Below are 20,816 nucleotides of genomic sequence, written 5' to 3' on the forward strand. Positions count from 1 at the left end.
GCGCCGTTTCCCGCCTTAGCGGGAGGCGCTTTGTTTTCGTTGTCGCACTTGTTCGCGTTGATAGGCGTTGAGCAGCGTGTCAAGTTCTTTGCTTACTTTCATCGCGGCTTCCGAGTTTAAACCGGTTTTGGCTACGGTGTCGACAAGTTCCATCCGCTTTTGTTCGATTAAGGTTAACAAATTGCGTTTTGGCACGAATAAACCGTCCTTTTCATGAAGTATCGTGTACTGTATTTTATATTATTTTACCAATGAACGCAAAAATGGAAAATAGAAAAATTGACCAAGAAACGGTGAGAAAAACGTTACGGAAGGATGGATTTTTGCTAAAATAAAAGTAAAAAACGGAGCAGGGGCTGATTCAACAGTGAATGATCTCAATCTCTTTTTAGCGTTCGGCGCCGGGTTTTTGTCGTTTATTTCCCCGTGCTGCTTGCCGCTTTATCCGGCGTTTTTATCTTATATTACCGGCGTGTCGGTCAGCGAGTTGAAAGAGGAAAACGCCATGCTCAACCGTCGCAGTTTATGGCACACGCTTTGCTTCTTGCTAGGGTTTTCGCTGATTTTTATTTCTCTCGGCTTTGGTACTTCGTTTCTCGGCCGGTTGTTTGCCGATTATCAAGATGTGATCCGGCAAATCGGCGCGGTGTTGATCGTCGCCCTTGGCCTTGTCGTCGCCGGGCTGTGGAAGCCGGCGTTTTTGCTGAAAGACCGGCGCATTTCGTTTCGTGAGCGGCCGTCGGGCTATTTTGGCTCGGCGCTCATCGGCATGGCGTTCGCCGCCGGTTGGACGCCGTGTATGGGTCCGATTTTAGTGGCGGTTATTGCCTTGGCCGCGGCCAATCCGGGTTCAGGGATGATGTATATGCTCGCGTATACGCTCGGCTTTGCCGTTCCGTTTTTCATTCTGTCGTTTTTTATCGGCAAACTGCAATGGATTCGCCGCCGTAGTGCATCCATTATGAAAGCAGGCGGATATGTTATGATGGCGATGGGGGTTGTCCTTTATTTTGACTGGATGACGAAGATCATCGCCTATACAACAAGTCTGTTTGGCGGATTTACCGGCTTTTAGCCGAAGAGGGACGCTTTGTAGTTGATGGAATCCAAAAACAGGTAGGGAGAGGATGGTGGAGAAGGTGGCTGCCGTTTTAGTGGTTGACGATGCGAAGTTTATGCGATTGACGCTGACCCGCATTTTGGAAAAGGCGGGCCATACAGTAGCCGGCGAGGCGGAAAACGGCAAAGAAGCGGTCGAGCTGTATCGTCGGCTGCGTCCGGAGTTGGTTATCATGGACATTACGATGCCGGTCATGAACGGCATCGAAGCGGTGCGGGCGATCAAGGACACTGACCCGGGAGCGAAAATCATCATCTGTTCAGCGCTGGGGCAGCAGCGCATGGTCGTCGAGGCGATCGAAGCTGGCGCCGCCGACTTTATTGTCAAACCGTTTGAGGAAAACCGCGTTCTCGAAGCGGTCGCCCGCCTGTTATAGACGACCGCCGGCGCAAGGGAAGCCGAACCCGCAGGCTGTATAAAGATCGCTTCGGCTCTTTCCATTGACAGGGAGATGGTTCCGCACTCCCTCTATGCCGGCAGTGAGGTCGTTCGAAGGGAACAGTAGGCAAGCACGATCGTTTTTGCTATAATAATCGTGTTGTCCATGAATTTTGCTGGAAGAAGGTGATGGCTTTGTTGGCGCTTCTTACATCGCTCATCGCCATTGTGATGACTTGTTTCGTCTTTTTTGTGCGCATGAAAGCATCGGAAAAGCCGACGAACGCGAAAAAAATCATTTTGCCGCCGCTGTTTATGAGCACAGGAGCGCTCATGTTCATCGATCCGGTATTCCGCGTCACGCGCGGGGAGCTCATCGAAGCGGTCGTTCTCGGCCTGTTTTTTTCGCTGTTTCTCATTAAAACATCGAAATTTGAAATCCGTGGCAACGACATTTACCTGAAACGTTCGAAGGCGTTTGTTTGGATTTTGCTCAGTTTGATCGCCATTCGCTTCGGCTTGAAGACATATTTAGGGAGGACGATCGACTACGGCCAGTTAAGCGGCATGTTTTATTTGCTTGCGTTTTCCATGATCGTCCCATGGCGGATCGCGATGTATGTGTCGTATAAAAAACTGGCAGCGCAATTGAAACCGCCGGTGTTCACTTGATCCCCACCTGCATCTGCGGCGTTGAAGCCAAAGATTCCCGGTTGGGGAAGGGAAAGGAGCGTGTCTCAGCAGCGGTGGGACACTTTTTTCACTGCCATATACGATAAGCAGCGAACCGATTTGTGATGCGGGATCCCGTACTTTGCGGGGGATAGCTGGCCTTTTGAATTAGCCGCTCCCTTTTTCCCGCTCAATGTCCTTTTGGCTGCACGAAGGAATGCGTGTCGCCAAACAGACGAAAGCCGCTGGCGTCCGACCTGAAGTGTAAGGCCGGTCAGCGGCTTTCCAACAAATGTTGATATGGGGCGAGATCAATATTTTTCGCCTGCAGCGTCCGGATTAAAAACTTATGGTCGCGCTTTGGCGTCGCGATAATATACCCGCGGATGAGCAAGTCGCGCGTAATGCGGGGCGCCTGTTCTTTGAGCGCGAGCTCGCCGATTTTGCCGGCGATTTTTTGCCGGGCCACGTCGCGAAACAACTCCGGCACAGGGCGGACGAGCTCCTCGAGCAAGGCCTTTTCTTCTTCCCCCCATAAATGGCGCGTCTGTTCGATATAATACTCCTGCCAGTCGAGCTCCGATTTTCCGTCTTCTTTCGGCAGCCGTTTCAAAAATTTGCGGAACATAAAAAAGCCGCCGATCGACATCATGACAAGCAAAAAGACAACCCAAACCAAAATAAACCAAAGAAACCATCCGGTCAGCACGATGACCACCCCAACCAATAATCGATAGCTTGCTGTTCGGCCACCCGCGGCAGCGGGGCGGCTTAGACAAGTTTCGTCTATTATTATGTCGAAAAGCGCAAGGTTTGGCAAGCTTTGAGAGCGCCCAACGTTCTGTTACGGTGCGTAACGCAACTGTAACGCAACTGTAAAGATGCCTGTCCCGTCCTAGCGCGTCAACGGTTTTGAAACAAGCTGCCCGCCCGGCTGGAAATGAAAGACAGTGACGCGCCTAGTTTTGCCTGCTAATCTAGTAAGCAAAGAGAAACAGGAAGAACGATGGCGGCAAGGGGGATGATGGGCATGAGGAAAACAATTGCAGTACTGGCCATAGCTTGCAGCCTGGCGCTTGGTTCGCAATCGCTGCCGGCGGAAGCGGCGGGCTCCTATACATACTACCAAGTGAAAAAAGGCGATACGCTGTCGAAAATCGCCAAACAATATCATACAACGGTGGCTTCACTCAAATCGCTCAACGGTTTAAAAACGGATATGATCCGCATTGGCGCGAAATTGAAAGTGCCGGCGGCTGCGAAGCGTCCTGCCTTGGCATCAGCCGGCAAAAAGGCGATTTCGCTCACCGCCGCCGATCGAAAGCTGCTTGCCCAGCTCGTGCAGGCGGAAACCGGTTCAAGCGAGCCGTTTGCCGGCAAAGTGGAGGTCGCGCTTGTCATTTTGAACCGCGTCCACCATCCGGAGTTTCCGAACACGGTGCGTGGTGTCATTTACCAAAAGATGAAGTCGGGCTATGCGTTTGTGCCGGTGAAAACGGGGAAATTGACGCGCATTCAGCCGACGAAACAAGATTACGCGGCGGTCGACAAAGCGGTCGCTCTCTTCCCGGGCGACCGCCGCGGTTCCCTCTATTTTTACAATCCAAAGGTGACAAAAGACAAATGGATGCTGTCGCGTCCGGTGACGACCCGTATCGGGCATCACGTCTTTGCGAAGTGAACGGGGTCGGGACAGACCCTGTTTCTTTTTTGCCGTATGGCGCCATAAGGCGATCGCCGCCGCCAAGCAGGGGAAACTAGCCGAAGCGCGCCGGCTGTTGGAGCAGGCTGGGGCGGAACGGCAAGCCGCCCACGAGCTGCAAACGTCGCTGCTGCAGCAAGAAGCCGGCGGGCAGTCTACGGCTGTGACGCTGCTGATGGTGCACGCCCAAGACCATTTGATGACAGCGATTGCCGTCAAAGAGTTGGCAGCTGAATTCGTCGATTTGTATGAACATATTCATTCGTAAAGGCCAACCCGCCCGTTTCACCCGGGCGGGTTTTGGCAGCCAATGAGGTAACCATAATTTAATTATGTAAACACAATGGCATCAAAGCAGTTGCTCCAGCGTTTGCTGCCGGTTGAACGAGGCGGCGCTCCCTGCCCCTTTTTGACGAACGGAACAGGGGGTACGCCGCCCTTCAGCCGAGCGGTTTACATATCATGGCTTGTGTTATGTTTTTGCCGCGTATGGTTGCGGTTTTTTACTTTTTTCGACCCGCTGAGCGGTTCCGGCTGCCCGGGGTTGTCGCCTTTCGGGGCGTTTTTGCGCATATCTTTGCCGTCGTTTTTGTTCGTCATCGCCTTGTGTCCCCCCTTTGCCCCTTAGCATGCGGCATTCCGCTGTCGCTTATTCCGCGTATAATTTGCCGCCCGATTGAAACGATAAGTAGTGAACGACGGCTATGACCGCAAAGGAGGAACGAGCCATGGTTTATCATAAAACGAAGCAAGACGCGTTTCAGGCAGCGCAAAAGGCGACGATGGAGGCAAAAGAGTGGCATGACCATCTCGTCCGCGATCAAGCCGATTACGGCTATCAGTTAGCCCATTTGCGGCAGGAAGTGAACGAAGCGTTTGCGCAAATTGAAAACGCGCTTGAAGTCGCCTCGGAAACACAGCGCGTGCAGCTCGAGAAATTCCGCAGCGACTTGCAGGCGATTGTGGATGACGTGAATCAACATGAGTAAGGGAATGCCGGCGGCGGACATTCCCTTTTTGCTGTCAATTGGGCATGTGTGCGCTCAAGAACACCGTTTCCCAATGGTATGAACGAATCGCTGCCCAAGGCGGCCAATCCGCCCGGATGCTCGGGCATGGCGAATTGGCAGCCTGCCGCAGGGCGGGATCCCAGACGTTTTCCCGCTTCTCATAGCTAGAAGAGAGCGGGCAATGCGGTTATGGCAGGCCCGGGTGGCGAAACGGCCGCCAAGTCATTGATTCTTTTTTCGCTTTTTGTTGTTTTGCCGCTGCGCTTCGGTCAGCGGTTCATTGGAAAACTCTTCATTGTAGCCGGCGCCCATCCCTTGCGCTTTCGCGGCGTTCATGCCAGGGATGACATGGTTCGCTTTTCGTTTGCCCATTCCTTTTCACCTCCGCTTCTAGTTTGCGACGAAACAGCCGCCTTATTCTTTCCTTGCCGCCGCGAGGAAATAAAATGGCGAAACGATGGAAATCATTATTTACAACTTGTCCTGTTATATAATAAGATAAAAACGGGCCGAACTTTATGGGGATTGGGAGAATTCGTGCTATTTTTTCGACTTTCGCACGGAAAAATAGTATAGTATTATTGTGAAGTGAAGGGGGTTATACATATGGCGAAACAAGATGTGTTCAACGCCCGCTCTTCATTCGAAGTCAACGGTAAAAAATACAATTATTACCGTTTGCAAGCGCTTGAAGAGGCGGGAATCGGCCAGGTAAGCCGCCTGCCGTACTCGATTAAAGTATTGCTCGAATCGGTGCTCCGCCAAGTCGACGGCCGCGTCATTACGAAAGAGCATGTCGAAAACTTGGCCAAATGGGGAACGCCGGACATGAAAGACATCGATGTGCCGTTTAAGCCGTCGCGCGTCATTTTGCAAGACTTCACCGGCGTGCCGGCCGTCGTCGATTTGGCTTCGATGCGCAAGGCGATGGCGGATTTGGGTGGCGATCCGTACGAAATCAACCCGGAAATCCCGGTCGATCTCGTCATCGACCACTCAGTGCAAGTTGACCGCTACGGATCGGACGATGCGCTTGAGTACAACATGAACTTGGAATTCTCCCGCAACGCTGAACGGTACAAGTTTTTGAAATGGGCGCAAAAAGCGTTCGACAACTACCGCGCTGTTCCGCCGGCGACCGGGATCGTCCACCAAGTAAACTTGGAGTATTTGGCAAGCGTCGTTCATGCAGTTGAAGGGGAAAACAACGAGTACGAAGCGTTCCCGGATACGCTTGTTGGGACGGACTCGCATACGACGATGATCAACGGTCTTGGCGTCCTCGGCTGGGGCGTCGGCGGCATTGAAGCGGAAGCGGGCATGCTCGGCCAACCGTCGTATTTCCCGGTGCCGGAAGTCATTGGCGTCCGCTTGACCGGCAAGCTTCCAGACGGTTCGACGGCTACCGACTTGGCTTTGAAAGTGACGCAAGTGCTGCGGAAAAAAGGCGTCGTCGGCAAATTCGTCGAATTTTTCGGCCCGGGGGTCGCGACGCTGCCGCTGGCTGACCGGGCGACAATCGCCAACATGGCGCCGGAATACGGAGCGACGTGCGGCTTCTTCCCGGTTGACGCCGAAGCGCTTGACTACTTGCGCCTAACCGGCCGCGACGAACATCATATTCAAGTCGTTGAGGCGTATTGCAAAGCGAACGGTTTGTTCTACACGCCGGATGCGCCAGAGCCGACGTTTACGGACGTCGTTGAAATCAACTTGTCGGAAATCGAAACGAACTTGTCCGGTCCGAAACGGCCGCAAGACTTGATTCCGCTTTCGAAAATGAAGCAATCGTTCCGCGATGCGGTGAAAGCGCCGCAAGGCAACCAAGGCTTCGGATTGACGGAAGCGGACTTGGAGCGGGAAATTACGGTTACGCTCAACGGTGAACAAGTGAAAATGAAAACGGGCGCCGTCGTGATCGCGGCCATTACGAGCTGTACCAATACATCCAACCCGTACGTTCTCGTCGCCGCTGGCTTAGTGGCGAAAAAAGCGGTGGAAAAAGGCTTGCAAGTGCCGAAGTACGTAAAAACGTCGCTCGCTCCGGGTTCGAAAGTCGTCACCGGCTACTTGCGCGACTCGGGCTTGCTTCCGTATCTTCAGCAGCTCGGCTTCAACATCGTCGGCTACGGTTGTACGACGTGCATCGGCAACTCGGGTCCGCTCGCGCCGGAGCTTGAAAAGGCGCTCGCCGAAAGCGACTTGCTTGTGACAAGCGTCCTGTCCGGCAACCGGAACTTTGAAGGCCGCATCCATCCGCTTGTCAAAGGCAACTATTTGGCCTCGCCGCCGCTCGTCGTTGCCTATGCGCTCGCCGGCACGGTCGATATCGACTTGCTCAACGAGCCGATCGGCAAAGGCAAAGACGGTCATGACGTCTATTTCCGCGACATTTGGCCGTCGATGGAAGAAGTGAAAGACGTCGTCAAACGGGCGGTCGATCCGGAGTTGTTCCGCAAAGAATATGAGCGCGTGTTCGACGGCAATCCGCGTTGGAACGCGATCGAAACGACAGACGAGCCGCTTTATCAATGGGATGAAAACTCGACATACATCCAAAACCCGCCGTTCTTTGAAGGCTTGTCGCCGGATGTGCGCAAAGTCGAACCGCTCACCGGCTTGCGCGTCGTCGGCAAATTTGGCGACTCGGTGACGACCGACCACATCTCGCCGGCAGGGTCAATCGGCAAAAACACGCCGGCAGGTCAATATTTGATTTCGAAAGGCGTCGAGCCGAAAGATTTCAACTCGTACGGTTCGCGGCGCGGCAACCACGAAGTGATGATGCGCGGAACATTCGCGAACATCCGCATCCGCAACCAAATCGCGCCGGGCACGGAAGGCGGCTATACGACGTACTGGCCGACCGGCGAAGTGATGTCGATTTACGATGCGTGCATGAAATACAAACAAGACGGCACCGGGCTTGTCGTTGTCGCCGGCAAAGACTACGGCATGGGCAGCTCGCGCGACTGGGCGGCGAAAGGGACGTTCTTGCTCGGCATCAAAACGGTCATCGCCGAAAGCTTTGAGCGCATCCACCGCTCGAACCTCGTCCTGATGGGCGTCTTGCCGCTGCAGTTCAAAGAAGGCGAAAACGCCGAAACGCTCGGTTTGACCGGCAAAGAAGTGTTCGAAGTCCACATTGATGAAAACGTCAAACCGCGCGACCTTGTCAAAGTGACAGCGACGAACGCGGAAACGGGCGAGACAAAAGAATTTGAAGCCATTGTCCGCTTTGACAGTGAAGTGGAAATTGACTATTATCGCCATGGCGGCATTTTGCAAATGGTGCTGCGCGAAAAATTGGCGAAAGTGAAACAATAATCACAAAAAGCAGGCTTCCCGATGCGGAAGCCTGCTTTATTTTGTGTTCAGCTTTTTAGCGGCGTTCTCGAGCTTGCTTTTCGGATCCGGGGTGAGCGTCCCGTCTTGGCCAAAGCCTTGCGGATTGACGCCCGGGGCTTTCGTGCCGCGGTTGCGGCCGCCGTTTTTCGCCATCATTTTCACCTCCACTCGGATAGTATGGCCGATCGGGGTGAAAATATAAGCAAAGCACGGCCGGCAAAGGAGAGAAGAACGATGAACAAAGGATTAAAAACGGCGCTTGCAACGATCGCACTGGCGCAATTTTTAAAAATTCCGATCAAGCAGGCTGAAACAGGCCGCTGGGATTGGCGATTGTTTTTCGAAACAGGGGGAATGCCAAGCTCTCACTCCGCCGGCGTTTCGTCGTTGGCGACGTTTATCGCCTTGGAGCGGGGGATGAAGACGGTTGATTTTGCCTTGGCGGCGTTATTTGGATTGATCGTCATGTACGATGCGCAAGGAGTGCGGCGGCAGGCGGGCGAACTCGCCCTCCGTCTGAATGAACTGGCCGAGGAGGTAAAAAAACTGGAAGACGATCCGGAACAAGACGTGTACAAAAAACGGCAGCAACAGCTTCGGACCCGTCTTGGGCATCAGCCGATTGAGGTCATCGGCGGAGCGCTCCTTGGGATCGCGACTGGCGCATTTTCGCATTGGCTTTGCCGCCGCAGGCGAGCGCTTTAAGCCGCGAAGCGGATGCGGCGTCTACAGCATAAGCATGGAGGCAAATGCCTGAAGCCAAGAACAAAGCTGTCCCGCTTTTTAGGCCGGACAGCTTCTGCCGCCGCTATGAGAAGATGTTCCGTTTTTCCCGCCACCGTTTTCTCCATAAGCGAGTGCTTGGAAGTTCAGCGAGGATCATACCGGCCAAAATCGCGATGCCGCCGAGCCAGGCGGACGGCGACAACCGCTCACCGGCCCACAGATAAGCAGTCAAAGCGGCGAACACCGGTTCCATTGCGAAAATGAGCGCGACGCGGGTGGGGGTTGTATATTTTTGCACCGCCGTCTGAATTAAAAAGGCGGCGGTCGTCGCCAGCAGCGAAGTGACCATGAGCGCTCCCCATACTTGTGGGCGGCGGAGCACCGCCGCATTCCACATATTGGACGCCTCTTCAAGCCAAAGGGCAAAGAAAAAACAGAGTGCAGCGACGGTAAAAATTTGCACCATCGTCAGCAGCATGGTTGAATAACGCGACGAATATCGACCTGTGACGATAATGTGCATGGCAAATGAAATGGCACAAAAAAAGACGAATACGTCACCGCGGTTGAATGACAGCTCCGCTCCGCCCGTCAGCCAATACAAGCCGAAGGCGGCCAGTACCGCTCCGACGGCTGCGTTCGCGGTCGGTTTTTGCTTGGCAATGAAAACGGAAAAGAGCGGTACGAGCACGACGCTCAGCCCGGTAATAAAGCCTGCTTTCGACGAAGTTGTATACAAAAGCCCGACCGTTTGGAACGCATAGCCGCAAAACAGCCAAAGCCCCATCCATGCCCCGGCGCCGACGACCCGCCACGATAACTGGCCGAGCAGCGGACGGGAAGCGATGGCGATCCATGCAAAAAGTAACAAGCCGGCCAAACTGAAGCGGACGGCGTTAAACGCCAGCGGCTCCAAAAACGAGATTGCGTTTTGGACGACGACAAACGTCGCCCCCCAGACGAACGCCACCGCCAGCAAGCTAAGGTCAGCAACGGTTTGCTGCTTCAATTCGATTCCTCCTTGTCGGTCTTTTCCACCCGTTGATCGGCTGCTAGCCGCTAGTGTACCATAAACGCAGCGAAAGAAACACACTTTTTTGAAAAAAAAAGACCGGCTCCTGCGACAAAACGGGTTGATATGGGAGTCTGTCGTGCATAATAATTAAATAATGAACAAGGCCGAAAATATGATAAAATAAAAACCAGCCTCGATCATCGCGATGCGGAAGGGTGACAACGTTTGGATGTGCAAATCCGTTGGACATATATAACACCGAAAAAGCAAGAAGCCGTTCTCGTGTCGGATTGGACCGATGCCAAAGAGGCGCTTATGTTGGCGGACGATTTTGAAAAAACCGGACGGACGAAGGCGCTTGAGTTCATCGACCGGGGCGGAACCTCTTGGTCAAAAAAAGAACTGCAAAAGCTGCTCAAAGAAATCGAAAGCGAGCCGCATGACGTCGTTGCGTATTTTGACGGCGGGTTTGATCATGAAACAGCCCAGGGCGGCGCCGGCGCGGTTGTGTACTATAAGCAAAACGACCACCGCTACCGGTTGCGTGCCAACCGCCGGCTCGGTGGGATCAAATCGAACAACGAAGCCGAGTATGCGGCGTTTTGGTTTGTGATGCAGCTGCTTGAGGAGCTTGGCGTCCGCCATTTGCCGGTGACGTTTCGCGGCGACTCCCATGTTGTCTTAAAGCAGCTGTCAGGCGACTGGCCGTGTTTTGAGGACGACTATAATGCCTGGCTTGACCGCATTGAGGAGAAAATGCGCGCGCTCGGCATCCAGCCGGTGTACGAACCCGTTTCGCGCAAACAAAACAAGGAGGCTGATTCGCTCGCGCGCCAGGCGCTCGACGGACAGCTGATCACGGGCCAAACGGAATTGACGGAGAAAGGGTAAGGCTGTATGGAAAAGAAGCGAAATCGACGCAAAGAAATATTGGAACAAATCGCTCAGCTAGAAGAAACGTACTGCGACGGCTGCTTTTTAAAAAGCACCTTCCGGAAAGAGTACGGCAAAACGTACGCCCAGTCGTTTTGCATCCAGCAATGCACGGTCGGGGAACAAATGCGGCAGTACGGGGAGATGCTGCTTTCCGCACCGCCGCGTCCGCGCCAATAGCGGCGGGCTGGAAACCGCGGGGCGGTTTTTCAGCGCAAAGTCAGTCTCCTTAGCACGATGCCGGACGACGGTGAAAGGCCGACTACATCCGATCGAAGGGGAGAGCGATCCAAGCGGGCGGATGATAGGCACAGCAAAAAGAGCTTCGCATGGCGAAGCTCTGTCCCCGGGTTATTGTTGCGCCTCGCGAAGTTGGTGCTCGGCGCGGGTCAGTTTTTGCTCGCACTGGGCAAAAAAGTCATCGCCCACCCCGGTCGCTGCCTGCCGGGCGCGGTTGAGTTGGCGGCGGGCGTTTTCGACCGCTCGTTCCGCATGGTCAAGCATTTCCGGATCGAGCTGCATCGTCGCCTGACCAACCATTTTTTCTGCCGTCTCGACAAACATTTCCACTTGCTTCAAGTCGTTGTATCCCGTATGTACGTCGGCATCGCGTTTGGCCATATAAACACCTCCTTTTTGTTATTGTTTGCCGTCTGGCGGGAACTATGCAAAACGAACATGAAAAAGGCATCCGTGCTTGTGCAGGATGCCTTTTGTTCCGCTGCCGTTCTTTCGTCTATGTCAACGAAGCTTTATAATTTGACAACGTTCGCTGCTTGCGGTCCGCGGTTTCCTTGTACGATTTCAAACGAAACTTCTTGGCCTTCTTCTAACGTTTTGAAGCCTTCACCTTGGATTGCCGTGAAGTGAACGAATACGTCCGAACCGCCTTCCACTTCGATAAAACCGTAACCTTTTTCGTTGTTAAACCATTTTACTTTACCACGTTGCATAATACTGAATTCCTCCTAATACCTTTAGCCAGCTTGGCTAACCTCGAGATTTTTATCAAATAACAAAATATACTCCACAGCCATCCAAGATGCGTGTTCGTGCTGAACGCTTGAAATATATTCTGTTATGTGATGACTTTACTATACACTATTGGAAGCTGCCGAGTCAAGCAAAAGACAGGAAATTTCCGAAAAAAGTGGGTTGCTCGTCTAAGAAACGCCATCTTAGAAAGGAAAACGGGCCGCCGAAGGAGAAAAAAGTCATGAACGACCGAGAAAAACCATACATTGGAGTAGGAACGACAAAAAGGGGGAGAAGCGGATGTACCGCGGAAAAATCGCGGGCCAAGAAGTGATCGTCCGACTGGGCAACCGGGTCAGCCGCCGGTATTTCAGCGACAATAAAATTTACCACATGGTTCTGTCGTACGGAGAATCAGCATTCCGCAAAGGACAGGATACGTTTTGCATCTACAATGACCGCGTCGGCTTGATCGTCGCGGAGGTCGAGCAGCAGGATGTCCCGGTCATCCGGATCGATTACATTATTGAGAATGAAAATGTATACGAGTAACGGATTGACAAGAGCAGGCGGATGCGGTAACCTCTGATGTAAGCGGTAACAAAAACTGCGTTCGTCTGTTTCATCCCGAGACAGACTTTTGCCGTACGGGCAATCGTCTGTTTATTTTTTGGCTTTGGCTGAAACGGGCGGCGGCTTTTTTTCGTATATTGAAACGACAAGGGAGACAGACTAAAGAGGTGACGATCAGTGTTGTTGCGCAAAATGATGTCAAGAGTCGGGGTCGGGTCGGCACACGTCGACTTGATCTTAAATAAATCGTTATGGCGGCAGGGGGAAACGATTCAAGGGATCGTTCATATTTATGGCGGAACGGTCGAACAAACGGTGAAGCGGCTCGATGTCGAGCTGGTGCAAAAAACGATCGAAAACGGCAAGGAGCGCGATGCGGTCGTGGCCGTCATCCCGGCGGCCGGAGCGTTCGCGATCCGGCCGGGTGAAAAAAAAGAAATCCCGTTTGCCTACAAGATCCCTGATACGCTGCCGTTGTCGCGCCTCGGCCGTTCGTACCGGTTCATCACCCGCCTTCACATCGAGGATGCGGTCGATACGCTCGACTTCGACTATGTGCAAATTTTGCCGAAAAAATAGGTTGACAACGCTTACACATTTGCGGTATGCTAAAGGCAAGTTAATCATTTTGTGGCGGAGAAACGGAGACCCACACATCATTCCTCTAAATAGGGGAAGTGTGTGGGTCTTTGTTTTTTCGCCCAACAAACAACCTTCCGGAAGGACCACTGAAGCAGGAAATGACAGCGAAAATCGCGAATGAAAAGGAGGAAGCGAACAAATGTCACCGTTTTTAGGAGAATTCGTCGGCACGGCACTGCTCATCATTTTCGGAGCCGGGGTGTGCGCCGGCGTGAACTTAAAGAAATCGTACGCAGCCAACTCAGGTTGGCTGGTCATTACGATGGGATGGGGATTGGCTGTGGCGATTGCGGCGTATGCCGTCGGACAATACAGCGGCGCCCATCTCAATCCGGCTTTGACAGTCGCGTTGGCGCTTGCCGGTGATTTTCCATGGAAAGACGTGCCGGGCTATATTGCAGCGCAAGTGCTTGGGGCGGTCGTTGGGGCGGTCATCGTCTGTCTTCATTATTGGCCGCATTGGAAAGAAACAGATGACCCCGGCGTCAAGCTCGGCGTGTTTGCCACCGGTCCGGCCGTGCCGAATGTTGTCGCCAATTTGTTAAGTGAAATGATCGGCACGTTTGTGCTTGTTTTGGCGATTTTGGCAATCGGTGCCAATAAATTCGCTGACGGCCTCAATCCGTTTATCGTCGGTTTTTTGATTGTGGCGATTGGTTTGTCGCTTGGCGGGACGACCGGATACGCCATCAATCCGGCCCGCGACTTCGGTCCGCGGCTCGCCCATTTTTTGCTGCCGATCCCGGGCAAAGGTTCGTCGAACTGGTCGTACGCCTGGGTGCCGATCGTCGGCCCGCTGCTTGGCGGCGCAATGGGCAGCTTAGTGTATAAGCTGTTGTTTTTAGGCAAGACAAGCCCGGCGCTATGGGGTGTGCTCATGGCTGCGGCGGCCGTATTGGCGGCGGCGGGTGTGTTGAAAGGAAAAGAGGCGGGAACGGCTGCGGCGGACCGCCGTTCAGCCTGACAGGGAACGTGTCGTTTGAAGTGAAGCCATTGAACGAAAACAATTGAGCAGGAGAGGAGAATGGGGATGACGGATCAATATATTTTGGCCATCGACCAAGGCACAACGAGCTCGCGCGCCATTTTGTTCAACAAAAAAGGCGAAATCGTCCATATCGCTCAAAAAGAGTTTACGCAATATTTCCCGCAGCCCGGCTGGGTCGAGCACAATGCCAATGAAATTTGGGGCTCGGTGCTTGCCGTCATTGCGAGCGTCTTGTCCGAAGCGCAAGTGAAGCCGGAACAAGTGGCAGGGATCGGGATTACGAACCAGCGGGAAACGACGGTCGTCTGGGAGAAAGAGAGCGGCAACCCGATTTACAACGCCATCGTCTGGCAGTCGCGGCAGACGGCCGATATTTGCGAGGAGTTGAAAGCGAAAGGATATGATCCGCTGTTTCGCGACAAAACGGGATTGCTCATTGACGCCTACTTTTCCGGAACGAAAGTGAAATGGATTTTGGACCATGTCGACGGAGCGCGCGAACGGGCGGAGCGGGGCGAACTGCTCTTTGGCACGATCGACACGTGGCTCATTTGGAAGCTGTCCGGCGGCCGCGTCCATGTGACCGACTACTCGAACGCGTCGCGCACGTTGATGTTTAACATTCATACGCTCGAGTGGGATGACGAACTGCTTAGCATCCTAGGCGTACCGAAGGCGATGCTTCCCGAGGTGCGTCCATCGTCGGAAGTGTACGCCAAAACCGTTCCGCACCATTTCTTCGGCGTCGAGGTGCCGATCGCCGGGGCGGCGGGCGACCAACAGGCGGCGTTGTTCGGGCAGGCGTGCTTTCGGGAAGGAATGGCGAAAAACACGTACGGCACCGGCTGCTTTATGCTCATGAACACCGGAGAAAAAGCGGTTAAGTCGAAACACGGGCTGCTCACCACGATCGCCTGGGGCATCGACGGCAAAGTCGAGTATGCGCTTGAAGGCAGCATTTTCGTTGCCGGTTCGGCCATTCAATGGTTGCGCGACGGCTTGCGGATGATCAAAACCGCAGCGGACAGCGAGGCGTACGCCGACAAAGTGGAATCGACCGACGGGGTGTATGTCGTCCCGGCATTCGTCGGGCTTGGCACGCCGTATTGGGACAGCGATGTGCGCGGCGCGGTGTTCGGCCTTACGCGCGGCACGACGAAGGAGCATTTCATCCGCGCGACGTTGGAATCGCTCGCGTATCAGACGAAAGATGTGCTTGCCGCTATGGAAGCCGATTCCGGCATCTCGCTGACGACGTTGCGCGTCGACGGTGGGGCGGTGAGAAACAACTTTCTTATGCAGTTCCAGAGCGATTTGCTGGCCGTGCCCGTGGAGCGGCCGGTTGTGAATGAAACGACCGCGCTTGGGGCAGCGTATTTGGCAGGGCTGGCCGTCGGCTACTGGGATAGCCGTGAGGATATTGCCGTTCAGTGGCAGCTTGAGCGCTGCTTTGAGCCGAAGATGGCGGACGACAAGCGGACGGCGCTCTATGAAGGTTGGAAAAAAGCGGTGCAGGCGGCGATGGCGTTTAAATAACAACGAGAAAACGGATGCCCTCAGCAAGGGTGTCCGTTTTTTTATGGTGGAAAACGGGAGGGCGGCTGACTGTTCGGCGGTGGAAATGAACTCCAGTGCAGACACTAGCCCACTTCGATCTGTCAGTGAGCGGCTTTTGAAGAGAGAACGGAATATAAAATTATCTTATAAAACTATGTGCTAAATATTCAATGAGAACTTAAACGCAATGACAGTTAAGAAATGAAACGACATGCCGTTTTATTTATGTTTGAATATCAGGCAGGCAATGCCGCAGGGAAGCCTAAATAGACAAAACAAACAAAAACGTTGTCGCTTTTGTCCACTTGTGGTAACATAAGAAGTAAATTACATACGTCTTATCAAGAGTGGGCGAGAGAACGGGCTTGATGACCCCACAGCAACCTGCCGCTGGCAAGGTGCTAACACCCGCAAAGCGGTTTCGCTTTGGATGATAAGAACGGCTTCCCCCTTTCGCGTCATTCCGAGGCGAAAGGGGGTTTTTTATGGATGGGAGGTGAGGGAAAGCAGTGGCGGAACGATATTCGCTTCGCGACTGCATGGCGGCGCATTTGCCAGCTGCGGCGTTTGCTGTTCATGTCATGCGCTGTGTGCAGGCGGAACTCATCCGGCTTGATCCGCAGGCGGTGGCGCATGTCGACCGCGGGGGGAAGTATATTCATTTGTATGGGGAGGTACGCGGAACGGCGTTTTCTGTTCTGCTGACCGTCGATGAGGCAGACGAATGGAGGGCAGCCGGTCCGTACGCCCTTGACCGCTACATATGGACCGAACTTGCGAAAAAAGGGATTCGGCCGATGCAATGGACGCCGTACTTGCAGGCGGTGTTTTTCACTTCATGACAGAAAGGGAGAAGCAACAGATGGCAGTGAAAAAATTTGAACATGTCGGCATTCAAGTCAAAGACATCGAGGCATCAAAGGCATTTTACCAAAACGTCGTCGGCCTTGAGCTGTTAAGCGAAATGATCCATACGAACGGGACGATGAAACTGGCGTTTTTAGGAATCGATGGTTCGATCATCGTCGAACTGATCGAAGGGTACAACCCAAACTTGCCAACCGAAGGAAAAGTGCACCATGTAGCGTTTACGGTGGAAGGCATTGAGCAGGAAAAAGAACGGCTTCAATCGCTTGATGTGTCGCTTGTATGGGAAGATATTACCGAGCTCCCGAACGGGGCGAAATATTTATTTTTCCTCGGTCCGGACGGCGAATGGATCGAATTTTACGAGCCAGGACAATGAACGGAAGGGAAGGCGGCCATGCCGATGGCCGCCTTTTGTCGCGGCGGCGCGGTTTAGCCGTGGAAGAAGGAAAAGGAGCGGTGCATCGCGTATATATAAAGGGGGAGAGGAGGAGAACAGATGGAGCCGCAAGTCATTCGCGCCATTCAAGACGACTACCCGGATGAATTCGCCTGGTGCTACGGCTGCGGACGGCTGAATGAGCAAGGCCATCATTTCCGCACCGGCTGGGACGGGGACAAAACGGTGACCGTCTATACGCCGCGCCCGGAACATACGGCGATTCCCGGGTTTGTGTACGGCGGGCTGATCGCCTCGCTCATCGACTGCCACGGCACCGGTTCCGCGGCGCTGGCCTTGCATCGGAAAAACGGCCATGAGCCGGGAAGCGGGGAAACGCCGCCGCGTTTCGTCACCGCGTCGCTTCATGTTGACTTTGTCAAGCCGACGCCGCATGGCGTGCCGCTTGTCGCCGTCGGAACGGTGACGGAGATTCATCCGAAAAAATGGCAAGTGGACACCGAAGTGTTCGCCAACGGCGAACGATGCGCCAGCGGGCAAGTCATAGCGGTCGTCATGCCGAAAACATTTGTCCGCGCTTGATCCAGCAACGAAAAGCGCCGGAGAGCTGCTGTGTTTAACAGCGCTTTCTCCGGCGTTTGGCCGCCGATGTCCTCTCGTCCTCACTTCGCTGCTGTTTCGTCTTGAGTTTAGGAGGCGACCCGTCGCGTCACGGTTTGTCCATGACGAGCACCGACGATGTAGCGCTCGCTACTTCTTTGCCGTTTTGCCGGACGACAGCAGTCACATAGGCGATGGTTTTCCCGAACTTTTCCACTCTTGCTTCGATTTCAGCTTCCCCCACTGCTGCCGGGCGGTGAAATGTCGTCTGCAAGTTGATGGAGGCGAGCAGTTGGTCATCGCGAAGCAAAGTGGTCACCGCATACGCCATTAGAGCGTCCGCCGCCGCCCCGACAAACCCGCCCATAATAACCCCGTTGCCGTTAAGCAGCGATTCGCGGATTGTCCATACTCCTTTCGCATAGCCGTCCCGGGCTTCTGTCAAGCGGACGCCAAGCGCCTCATCGCATGGCGGCGGCGCGCTTTGCCCGGCGATAACGTCATGTAAGTTGGTCAATGGCTTCATCGCGAACACCCCTTCTGTTGTCAATCATGTTTTTTATTCGCCAAACGGCAGCGATTTCCTCTTTTCGCATGTGCGGGAAGGAGAACGGCAAAGCGGCGGCGAAAGAAACAAGCAGCTGACAACGGAAAGGGGATGGTCGGATGTATCAACAGCCGGAGGAAAGCCGCTGGACCGGACGGATCGACAGCGTGAAGGACGAGCGGGCGTTTCGTCTTCATCAGCGCATTCGCTTGCTTGATTTGTCACAGCCATTGGCGCCCGCGGAACGGGCGGCGGCCTTCATCGGGTTTGCCTGCGACGAAGGCGTGCGCCGCAACCAAGGACGCCAAGGGGCGAAAGAGGCGCCCGCCGCCGTCAAAGCGGCGCTCGCCCGGCTGCCTTGGCACCTTCCGGAAGGGGTCGAAGCTTACGATGCGGGCGATGTCGTTTATGTTGAGGAACAGCTCGAACAAAGCCAGGCGGAACTTGGTGAAGCGGTCGCCCGCCTGCTGCAAAACAACATGGCGCCCATCGTGATCGGCGGCGGCCATGAGACGGCGTACGGCCATTACTTGGGCGTCCGCAAGGCGCTGGGCCGCGAGCGAACGATCGGCATCATCAACATTGACGCTCATTTCGACTTGCGGCCGTACGATGACGGTCCGACATCCGGGACGATGTTTCGGCAAATATTGGATCAAGACGAACGGGCCGGTTATTTTTGCCTCGGCATTCAGCGGCTCGGCAACACCGCGGCGCTGTTTGCGGATGCCGAAGCGTACGGCTGCCGGTACATGCTCGAGGACGAGCTGACCGCGGGCATTGGCGCTGCTTATGAACAGATCGAGGAGTTTGCCGCAAAGCACGATGCGGTGATGCTCACCATTTGCATGGACGCCATCAGCGCGGCGGCCGCGCCGGGGGTGAGCGCGCCGTCGCCGTTTGGGCTCTCTCCGGCTTTGGCGCGCGCCCTCATCCGCCGCATCGTTTCCCATCCGAAAACGATAAGCATCGATCTTTGCGAAGTCAATCCGCGGTTGGATGAAGGAGGAAAAACGGTGGCGTTAGCCGCCGCCTTCTGCATGGAGGCGCTCCTTCATTTCCGCCGCTTGCAGCCAAGGCGGTGAGAACGTGAAGTTGGTCATTGCCGAACGGGATGACAAAGAACGGGAAGCGATCCGCTGGCTCGTTTCCGCCTATTCGCTGCCGATCGAGCACGTGTATACAGCGGCCACCGTCGAGGAGATGATGGTGCTTCTTGAGCAGGAGGCGCCAGAGCTGTTGTACGTCGAACTTGATATGATTCCGTATGACCAATGGCCGAGGGCGACGGCCCACGTCCGCCTGTTTTGCCGGCGGGTGATCGCCGCCACCGCCGAGGCGACGTTCGCGCGGGCGAAGCAAGCCATCGACTGGCAATGCGTCGATTTGCTCGTCAAGCCGCTCGAGCCCGCCAAACTGAAGCAGGCGCTGAGAACGGCGGCTTCGCTTTTCCCAAGCCGCCCGAGCCTGGCTGCGGGGGGAGAGGGTCCTCATCATGATTACCGTTCGTTATTTTGCGATGACCCCGCCGCCTCCCCTCATGTATGGTTGGTGCAGGCGGAACAGCCGGCTTTGTCTCCGGAAGTGATTCGCTTTTTAACGGACTATCCGTTTCGCGGCCGGGCGCGCGTGTTGCCGCTGACTTATATGGCGGTTTGCCTGCTTTTCGATCTGCCGGGTGACGGGAAAGAGGCGGCGTGGAAGCTGTTGCGCGATTGGGAGGAAGACCACCATGAGCCGCTCGCGATCGTGGCGATGCCGCCGGACGGCCGGAAAACGGTGCGCGCGCAATACCAGGCGGCCCGCCGGTTGCTGGAGACGACGTTTTTCATCGGCTACCGCCAGGTGATCGCCCCGGCGCCCGAATACGAACAGCAGCGCGAGCTTGATCCGTTTTTGACGCCCGAGGAGCAGCGGCAATGGATCGGGATGCTCGAGCGGTTCGACCACGAAGCGGTGAAACGATGGCTGCAGCGCGAGTTTTGGCATTGGACGCCGCCGTTTCCGAGCCCGGAGATGGTGCGGACGAGGCTGACAAGCATTTTGGCGCAAATTCGCCGGTTTATGAAAACGTACCGCCTTGACCGCGGCATGACGGAGCGGGAGTATATGCGCCTCTTTCACGAAATTTTGTACAACCCCGTCTTATACCGGATCGTCCAGGAATTGATTTTGTTTTTATACCGGCTGCTTCACGAGGCGAAACAAGCCGAGGAAGGCGCGCGCGCCGATGCCGTGGAGCGCGGTCTCCGCTACATGGAAGCGCACTTTCGCGACCCGTCGCTGACGCTTGAGAAAGCGGCGGCCGCAGCCGGACGCAGCCCCGCGTATTTCAGCCATTTGTTGTCGAAAAAGCGCGGCATCACCTTTCGCCAGTGGCTGACGAACCGGCGGCTCGAGGAAGCGAAGCGTCTGCTCCGGCAGACGGACTTGTCGGTCAAAGAAATCGCTGAACAAACAGGGTTTCGCACCGCCCATTATTTGACGCGCGTTTTCAAAGCCGAGCTGAACGAGACGCCGACCGCCTACCGCGACGGGCAACGGGCCCTTCCGCCGCGGTAGGCGTTTTTTTCATGAAAATGCGCGTGCCTCAGGCGATCCGGTTGAAGGCAAATCTATGCACCGTGAGAAGCCGCGTTCACGCCGGGCGCCAGGCAGGATGGGTTCGTGGCCGGGGAGTCAAAAGAAAAGGACAATTGCGAAAAAAAGTGATGGGAGAAAGGCAAAAATCAAGAAACATTTCGAAAGATTGTGCATAAATTT

Annotated in this window: 28 protein-coding genes and 1 riboswitch; of the genes, 19 read left to right on the forward strand and 9 right to left on the reverse strand. The window is 54.7% G+C overall.

The features are described 5' to 3' along the window. Positions 1–15 precede the first annotated feature (15 nt). Complete coding sequence (locus ACTVDO_RS07940; protein WP_020959463.1) at positions 16–195, reverse strand: aspartyl-phosphate phosphatase Spo0E family protein; 180 nt, start codon at positions 193–195, stop codon at positions 16–18. 172 nt (positions 196–367) lie between these two features. Between ACTVDO_RS07940 and ACTVDO_RS07945 the strand changes: the two genes are divergently transcribed. The 3 genes from ACTVDO_RS07945 to ACTVDO_RS07955 all read left to right on the forward strand — a co-directional run bounded on the left by ACTVDO_RS07945 (position 368) and on the right by ACTVDO_RS07955 (position 2,170). Next, positions 368–1,075, forward strand: coding sequence for a cytochrome c biogenesis protein CcdA (locus ACTVDO_RS07945; RefSeq protein WP_020959464.1), 708 nt, complete (start codon positions 368–370; stop codon positions 1,073–1,075). A gap of 64 nt (positions 1,076–1,139) precedes the next feature. Then, on the forward strand, positions 1,140–1,496 hold the full coding sequence (locus ACTVDO_RS07950; RefSeq protein WP_041267881.1) for a response regulator: 357 nt from the start codon (positions 1,140–1,142) through the stop codon (positions 1,494–1,496). Positions 1,497–1,687: 191 nt separating this feature from the next. Continuing rightward, positions 1,688–2,170: a CcdC family protein gene (locus ACTVDO_RS07955; protein WP_020959466.1), complete on the forward strand. Its 483-nt coding sequence runs from the start codon at positions 1,688–1,690 to the stop codon at positions 2,168–2,170. A gap of 274 nt (positions 2,171–2,444) precedes the next feature. Here ACTVDO_RS07955 and ACTVDO_RS07960 read toward each other — a convergent pair whose 3' ends face one another. Then, complete coding sequence (locus ACTVDO_RS07960; RefSeq protein WP_442901307.1) at positions 2,445–2,879, reverse strand: DUF2621 domain-containing protein; 435 nt, start codon at positions 2,877–2,879, stop codon at positions 2,445–2,447. 321 nt (positions 2,880–3,200) lie between these two features. On the opposite strand from ACTVDO_RS07960, the gene ACTVDO_RS07965 reads away from it, so the two are divergent. Then, positions 3,201–3,851 (forward strand): cell wall hydrolase, encoded by a 651-nt coding sequence (locus tag ACTVDO_RS07965; protein WP_020959468.1) that lies wholly within the window; start codon positions 3,201–3,203, stop codon positions 3,849–3,851. After that, a complete protein-coding gene (locus ACTVDO_RS07970; RefSeq protein WP_051391557.1) occupies positions 3,841–4,140 on the forward strand; it encodes a PTS lactose/cellobiose transporter subunit IIA in 300 nt (99 codons plus the stop codon). The genes ACTVDO_RS07965 and ACTVDO_RS07970 overlap by 11 nt, the downstream gene beginning before the upstream one ends. A gap of 185 nt (positions 4,141–4,325) precedes the next feature. Here ACTVDO_RS07970 and ACTVDO_RS07975 read toward each other — a convergent pair whose 3' ends face one another. After that, positions 4,326–4,472 (reverse strand): small acid-soluble spore protein P, encoded by a 147-nt coding sequence (locus ACTVDO_RS07975; RefSeq protein ID WP_020959470.1) that lies wholly within the window; start codon positions 4,470–4,472, stop codon positions 4,326–4,328. Between the two features lie 128 nt (positions 4,473–4,600). Here ACTVDO_RS07975 and ACTVDO_RS07980 point away from each other — a divergent pair, with 128 nt between their 5' ends. After that, positions 4,601–4,861, forward strand: coding sequence for a hypothetical protein (locus ACTVDO_RS07980; RefSeq protein WP_020959471.1), 261 nt, complete (start codon positions 4,601–4,603; stop codon positions 4,859–4,861). 243 nt (positions 4,862–5,104) lie between these two features. Here ACTVDO_RS07980 and sspO read toward each other — a convergent pair whose 3' ends face one another. Next, positions 5,105–5,254, reverse strand: coding sequence for a small acid-soluble spore protein O (gene sspO, locus ACTVDO_RS07985; protein ID WP_020959472.1), 150 nt, complete (start codon positions 5,252–5,254; stop codon positions 5,105–5,107). A 234-nt stretch (positions 5,255–5,488) separates the two neighbouring features. Here sspO and acnA point away from each other — a divergent pair, with 234 nt between their 5' ends. Then, positions 5,489–8,209 carry an aconitate hydratase AcnA gene (gene acnA, locus ACTVDO_RS07990; protein ID WP_020959473.1) on the forward strand — a complete coding sequence of 907 codons (2,721 nt, stop codon included), beginning with the start codon at positions 5,489–5,491 and terminating at the stop codon, positions 8,207–8,209. A gap of 36 nt (positions 8,210–8,245) precedes the next feature. Here acnA and sspL read toward each other — a convergent pair whose 3' ends face one another. Then, positions 8,246–8,383 (reverse strand): small, acid-soluble spore protein L, encoded by a 138-nt coding sequence (gene sspL / locus ACTVDO_RS07995; RefSeq protein WP_020959474.1) that lies wholly within the window; start codon positions 8,381–8,383, stop codon positions 8,246–8,248. An 81-nt stretch (positions 8,384–8,464) separates the two neighbouring features. Here sspL and ACTVDO_RS08000 point away from each other — a divergent pair, with 81 nt between their 5' ends. Continuing rightward, positions 8,465–8,935: a divergent PAP2 family protein gene (locus tag ACTVDO_RS08000; RefSeq protein WP_020959475.1), complete on the forward strand. Its 471-nt coding sequence runs from the start codon at positions 8,465–8,467 to the stop codon at positions 8,933–8,935. Between the two features lie 103 nt (positions 8,936–9,038). On the opposite strand, the gene ACTVDO_RS08005 is transcribed toward ACTVDO_RS08000, so the two are convergent. Next, positions 9,039–9,965 (reverse strand): DMT family transporter, encoded by a 927-nt coding sequence (locus ACTVDO_RS08005; RefSeq protein WP_020959476.1) that lies wholly within the window; start codon positions 9,963–9,965, stop codon positions 9,039–9,041. A gap of 231 nt (positions 9,966–10,196) precedes the next feature. Between ACTVDO_RS08005 and ACTVDO_RS08010 the strand changes: the two genes are divergently transcribed. Together ACTVDO_RS08010 and ACTVDO_RS08015 are read left to right on the forward strand one after the other, a co-directional pair. After that, on the forward strand, positions 10,197–10,862 hold the full coding sequence (locus ACTVDO_RS08010) for a ribonuclease H family protein (protein WP_442901308.1): 666 nt from the start codon (positions 10,197–10,199) through the stop codon (positions 10,860–10,862). Positions 10,863–10,868: 6 nt separating this feature from the next. Then, entirely contained in the window at positions 10,869–11,084 is a 216-nt protein-coding gene (locus tag ACTVDO_RS08015) for a zinc-finger domain-containing protein (protein WP_020959478.1), read from the forward strand. A gap of 171 nt (positions 11,085–11,255) precedes the next feature. Here the strand turns inward: ACTVDO_RS08015 and ACTVDO_RS08020 are convergent, their stop codons facing one another. Further along, positions 11,256–11,525 (reverse strand): DUF2564 family protein, encoded by a 270-nt coding sequence (locus ACTVDO_RS08020; protein WP_442901309.1) that lies wholly within the window; start codon positions 11,523–11,525, stop codon positions 11,256–11,258. A 131-nt stretch (positions 11,526–11,656) separates the two neighbouring features. Next, entirely contained in the window at positions 11,657–11,857 is a 201-nt protein-coding gene (gene cspD, locus ACTVDO_RS08025) for a cold-shock protein CspD (protein ID WP_003251474.1), read from the reverse strand. A gap of 322 nt (positions 11,858–12,179) precedes the next feature. On the opposite strand from cspD, the gene ACTVDO_RS08030 reads away from it, so the two are divergent. The 7 genes from ACTVDO_RS08030 (at position 12,180) to ACTVDO_RS08060 (ending at position 17,488) form a co-directional block, all read left to right on the forward strand. After that, entirely contained in the window at positions 12,180–12,431 is a 252-nt protein-coding gene (locus ACTVDO_RS08030; protein WP_020959480.1) for a hypothetical protein, read from the forward strand. Positions 12,432–12,629: 198 nt separating this feature from the next. Further along, on the forward strand, positions 12,630–13,031 hold the full coding sequence (locus ACTVDO_RS08035) for a sporulation protein (protein WP_020959481.1): 402 nt from the start codon (positions 12,630–12,632) through the stop codon (positions 13,029–13,031). Between the two features lie 202 nt (positions 13,032–13,233). Then, positions 13,234–14,058, forward strand: a complete 825-nt coding sequence (locus ACTVDO_RS08040; RefSeq protein ID WP_442901310.1) for an MIP/aquaporin family protein — start codon at positions 13,234–13,236, stop codon at positions 14,056–14,058. Between the two features lie 66 nt (positions 14,059–14,124). Beyond that, on the forward strand, positions 14,125–15,618 hold the full coding sequence (glpK, locus tag ACTVDO_RS08045; RefSeq protein ID WP_442901311.1) for a glycerol kinase GlpK: 1,494 nt from the start codon (positions 14,125–14,127) through the stop codon (positions 15,616–15,618). Positions 15,619–15,974: 356 nt separating this feature from the next. Continuing rightward, positions 15,975–16,079, forward strand: a riboswitch (SAM riboswitch). Between the two features lie 69 nt (positions 16,080–16,148). After that, the gene (locus tag ACTVDO_RS08050; RefSeq protein ID WP_020959485.1) at positions 16,149–16,481 is read left to right on the forward strand and encodes a hypothetical protein; all 333 of its coding nucleotides are present in this window, start codon (positions 16,149–16,151) and stop codon (positions 16,479–16,481) included. A gap of 20 nt (positions 16,482–16,501) precedes the next feature. Further along, a complete protein-coding gene (locus ACTVDO_RS08055) occupies positions 16,502–16,885 on the forward strand; it encodes a VOC family protein (RefSeq protein ID WP_442901312.1) in 384 nt (127 codons plus the stop codon). 120 nt (positions 16,886–17,005) lie between these two features. Next, the gene (locus ACTVDO_RS08060) at positions 17,006–17,488 is read left to right on the forward strand and encodes a PaaI family thioesterase (RefSeq protein WP_442901313.1); all 483 of its coding nucleotides are present in this window, start codon (positions 17,006–17,008) and stop codon (positions 17,486–17,488) included. A 127-nt stretch (positions 17,489–17,615) separates the two neighbouring features. Here ACTVDO_RS08060 and ACTVDO_RS08065 read toward each other — a convergent pair whose 3' ends face one another. Beyond that, on the reverse strand, positions 17,616–18,032 hold the full coding sequence (locus tag ACTVDO_RS08065; protein WP_020959488.1) for a PaaI family thioesterase: 417 nt from the start codon (positions 18,030–18,032) through the stop codon (positions 17,616–17,618). 140 nt (positions 18,033–18,172) lie between these two features. On the opposite strand from ACTVDO_RS08065, the gene hutG reads away from it, so the two are divergent. Continuing rightward, positions 18,173–19,138, forward strand: a complete 966-nt coding sequence (hutG, locus tag ACTVDO_RS08070; protein ID WP_442901314.1) for a formimidoylglutamase — start codon at positions 18,173–18,175, stop codon at positions 19,136–19,138. A gap of 4 nt (positions 19,139–19,142) precedes the next feature. Continuing rightward, a complete protein-coding gene (locus ACTVDO_RS08075; RefSeq protein ID WP_442901315.1) occupies positions 19,143–20,615 on the forward strand; it encodes a helix-turn-helix domain-containing protein in 1,473 nt (490 codons plus the stop codon). Positions 20,616–20,816: the final 201 nt, after the last annotated feature.

The sequence above is a fragment of the Geobacillus sp. BK01 genome (genome assembly GCF_052220245.1).
GTDB lineage: Bacteria > Bacillota > Bacilli > Bacillales > Anoxybacillaceae > Geobacillus.

Coding starts and splice junctions, on each gene's coding strand:
- ACTVDO_RS07955 (WP_020959466.1), top strand. CDS start 1,688: ATGGCTTTGTTGGCGCTTCTTACATCGCTCATCGCCATTGTGATGACT.
- ACTVDO_RS07965 (WP_020959468.1), top strand. CDS start 3,201: ATGAGGAAAACAATTGCAGTACTGGCCATAGCTTGCAGCCTGGCGCTT.
- ACTVDO_RS07975 (WP_020959470.1), bottom strand. CDS start 4,472: ATGACGAACAAAAACGACGGCAAAGATATGCGCAAAAACGCCCCGAAA.
- ACTVDO_RS07980 (WP_020959471.1), top strand. CDS start 4,601: ATGGTTTATCATAAAACGAAGCAAGACGCGTTTCAGGCAGCGCAAAAG.
- sspO (WP_020959472.1), bottom strand. CDS start 5,254: ATGGGCAAACGAAAAGCGAACCATGTCATCCCTGGCATGAACGCCGCG.
- acnA (WP_020959473.1), top strand. CDS start 5,489: ATGGCGAAACAAGATGTGTTCAACGCCCGCTCTTCATTCGAAGTCAAC.
- sspL (WP_020959474.1), bottom strand. CDS start 8,383: ATGGCGAAAAACGGCGGCCGCAACCGCGGCACGAAAGCCCCGGGCGTC.
- ACTVDO_RS08000 (WP_020959475.1), top strand. CDS start 8,465: ATGAACAAAGGATTAAAAACGGCGCTTGCAACGATCGCACTGGCGCAA.
- ACTVDO_RS08015 (WP_020959478.1), top strand. CDS start 10,869: ATGGAAAAGAAGCGAAATCGACGCAAAGAAATATTGGAACAAATCGCT.
- ACTVDO_RS08020 (WP_442901309.1), bottom strand. CDS start 11,525: ATGGCCAAACGCGATGCCGACGTACATACGGGATACAACGACTTGAAG.
- cspD (WP_003251474.1), bottom strand. CDS start 11,857: ATGCAACGTGGTAAAGTAAAATGGTTTAACAACGAAAAAGGTTACGGT.
- ACTVDO_RS08030 (WP_020959480.1), top strand. CDS start 12,180: ATGTACCGCGGAAAAATCGCGGGCCAAGAAGTGATCGTCCGACTGGGC.
- ACTVDO_RS08040 (WP_442901310.1), top strand. CDS start 13,234: ATGTCACCGTTTTTAGGAGAATTCGTCGGCACGGCACTGCTCATCATT.
- glpK (WP_442901311.1), top strand. CDS start 14,125: ATGACGGATCAATATATTTTGGCCATCGACCAAGGCACAACGAGCTCG.
- ACTVDO_RS08055 (WP_442901312.1), top strand. CDS start 16,502: ATGGCAGTGAAAAAATTTGAACATGTCGGCATTCAAGTCAAAGACATC.
- ACTVDO_RS08060 (WP_442901313.1), top strand. CDS start 17,006: ATGGAGCCGCAAGTCATTCGCGCCATTCAAGACGACTACCCGGATGAA.
- ACTVDO_RS08065 (WP_020959488.1), bottom strand. CDS start 18,032: ATGAAGCCATTGACCAACTTACATGACGTTATCGCCGGGCAAAGCGCG.
- hutG (WP_442901314.1), top strand. CDS start 18,173: ATGTATCAACAGCCGGAGGAAAGCCGCTGGACCGGACGGATCGACAGC.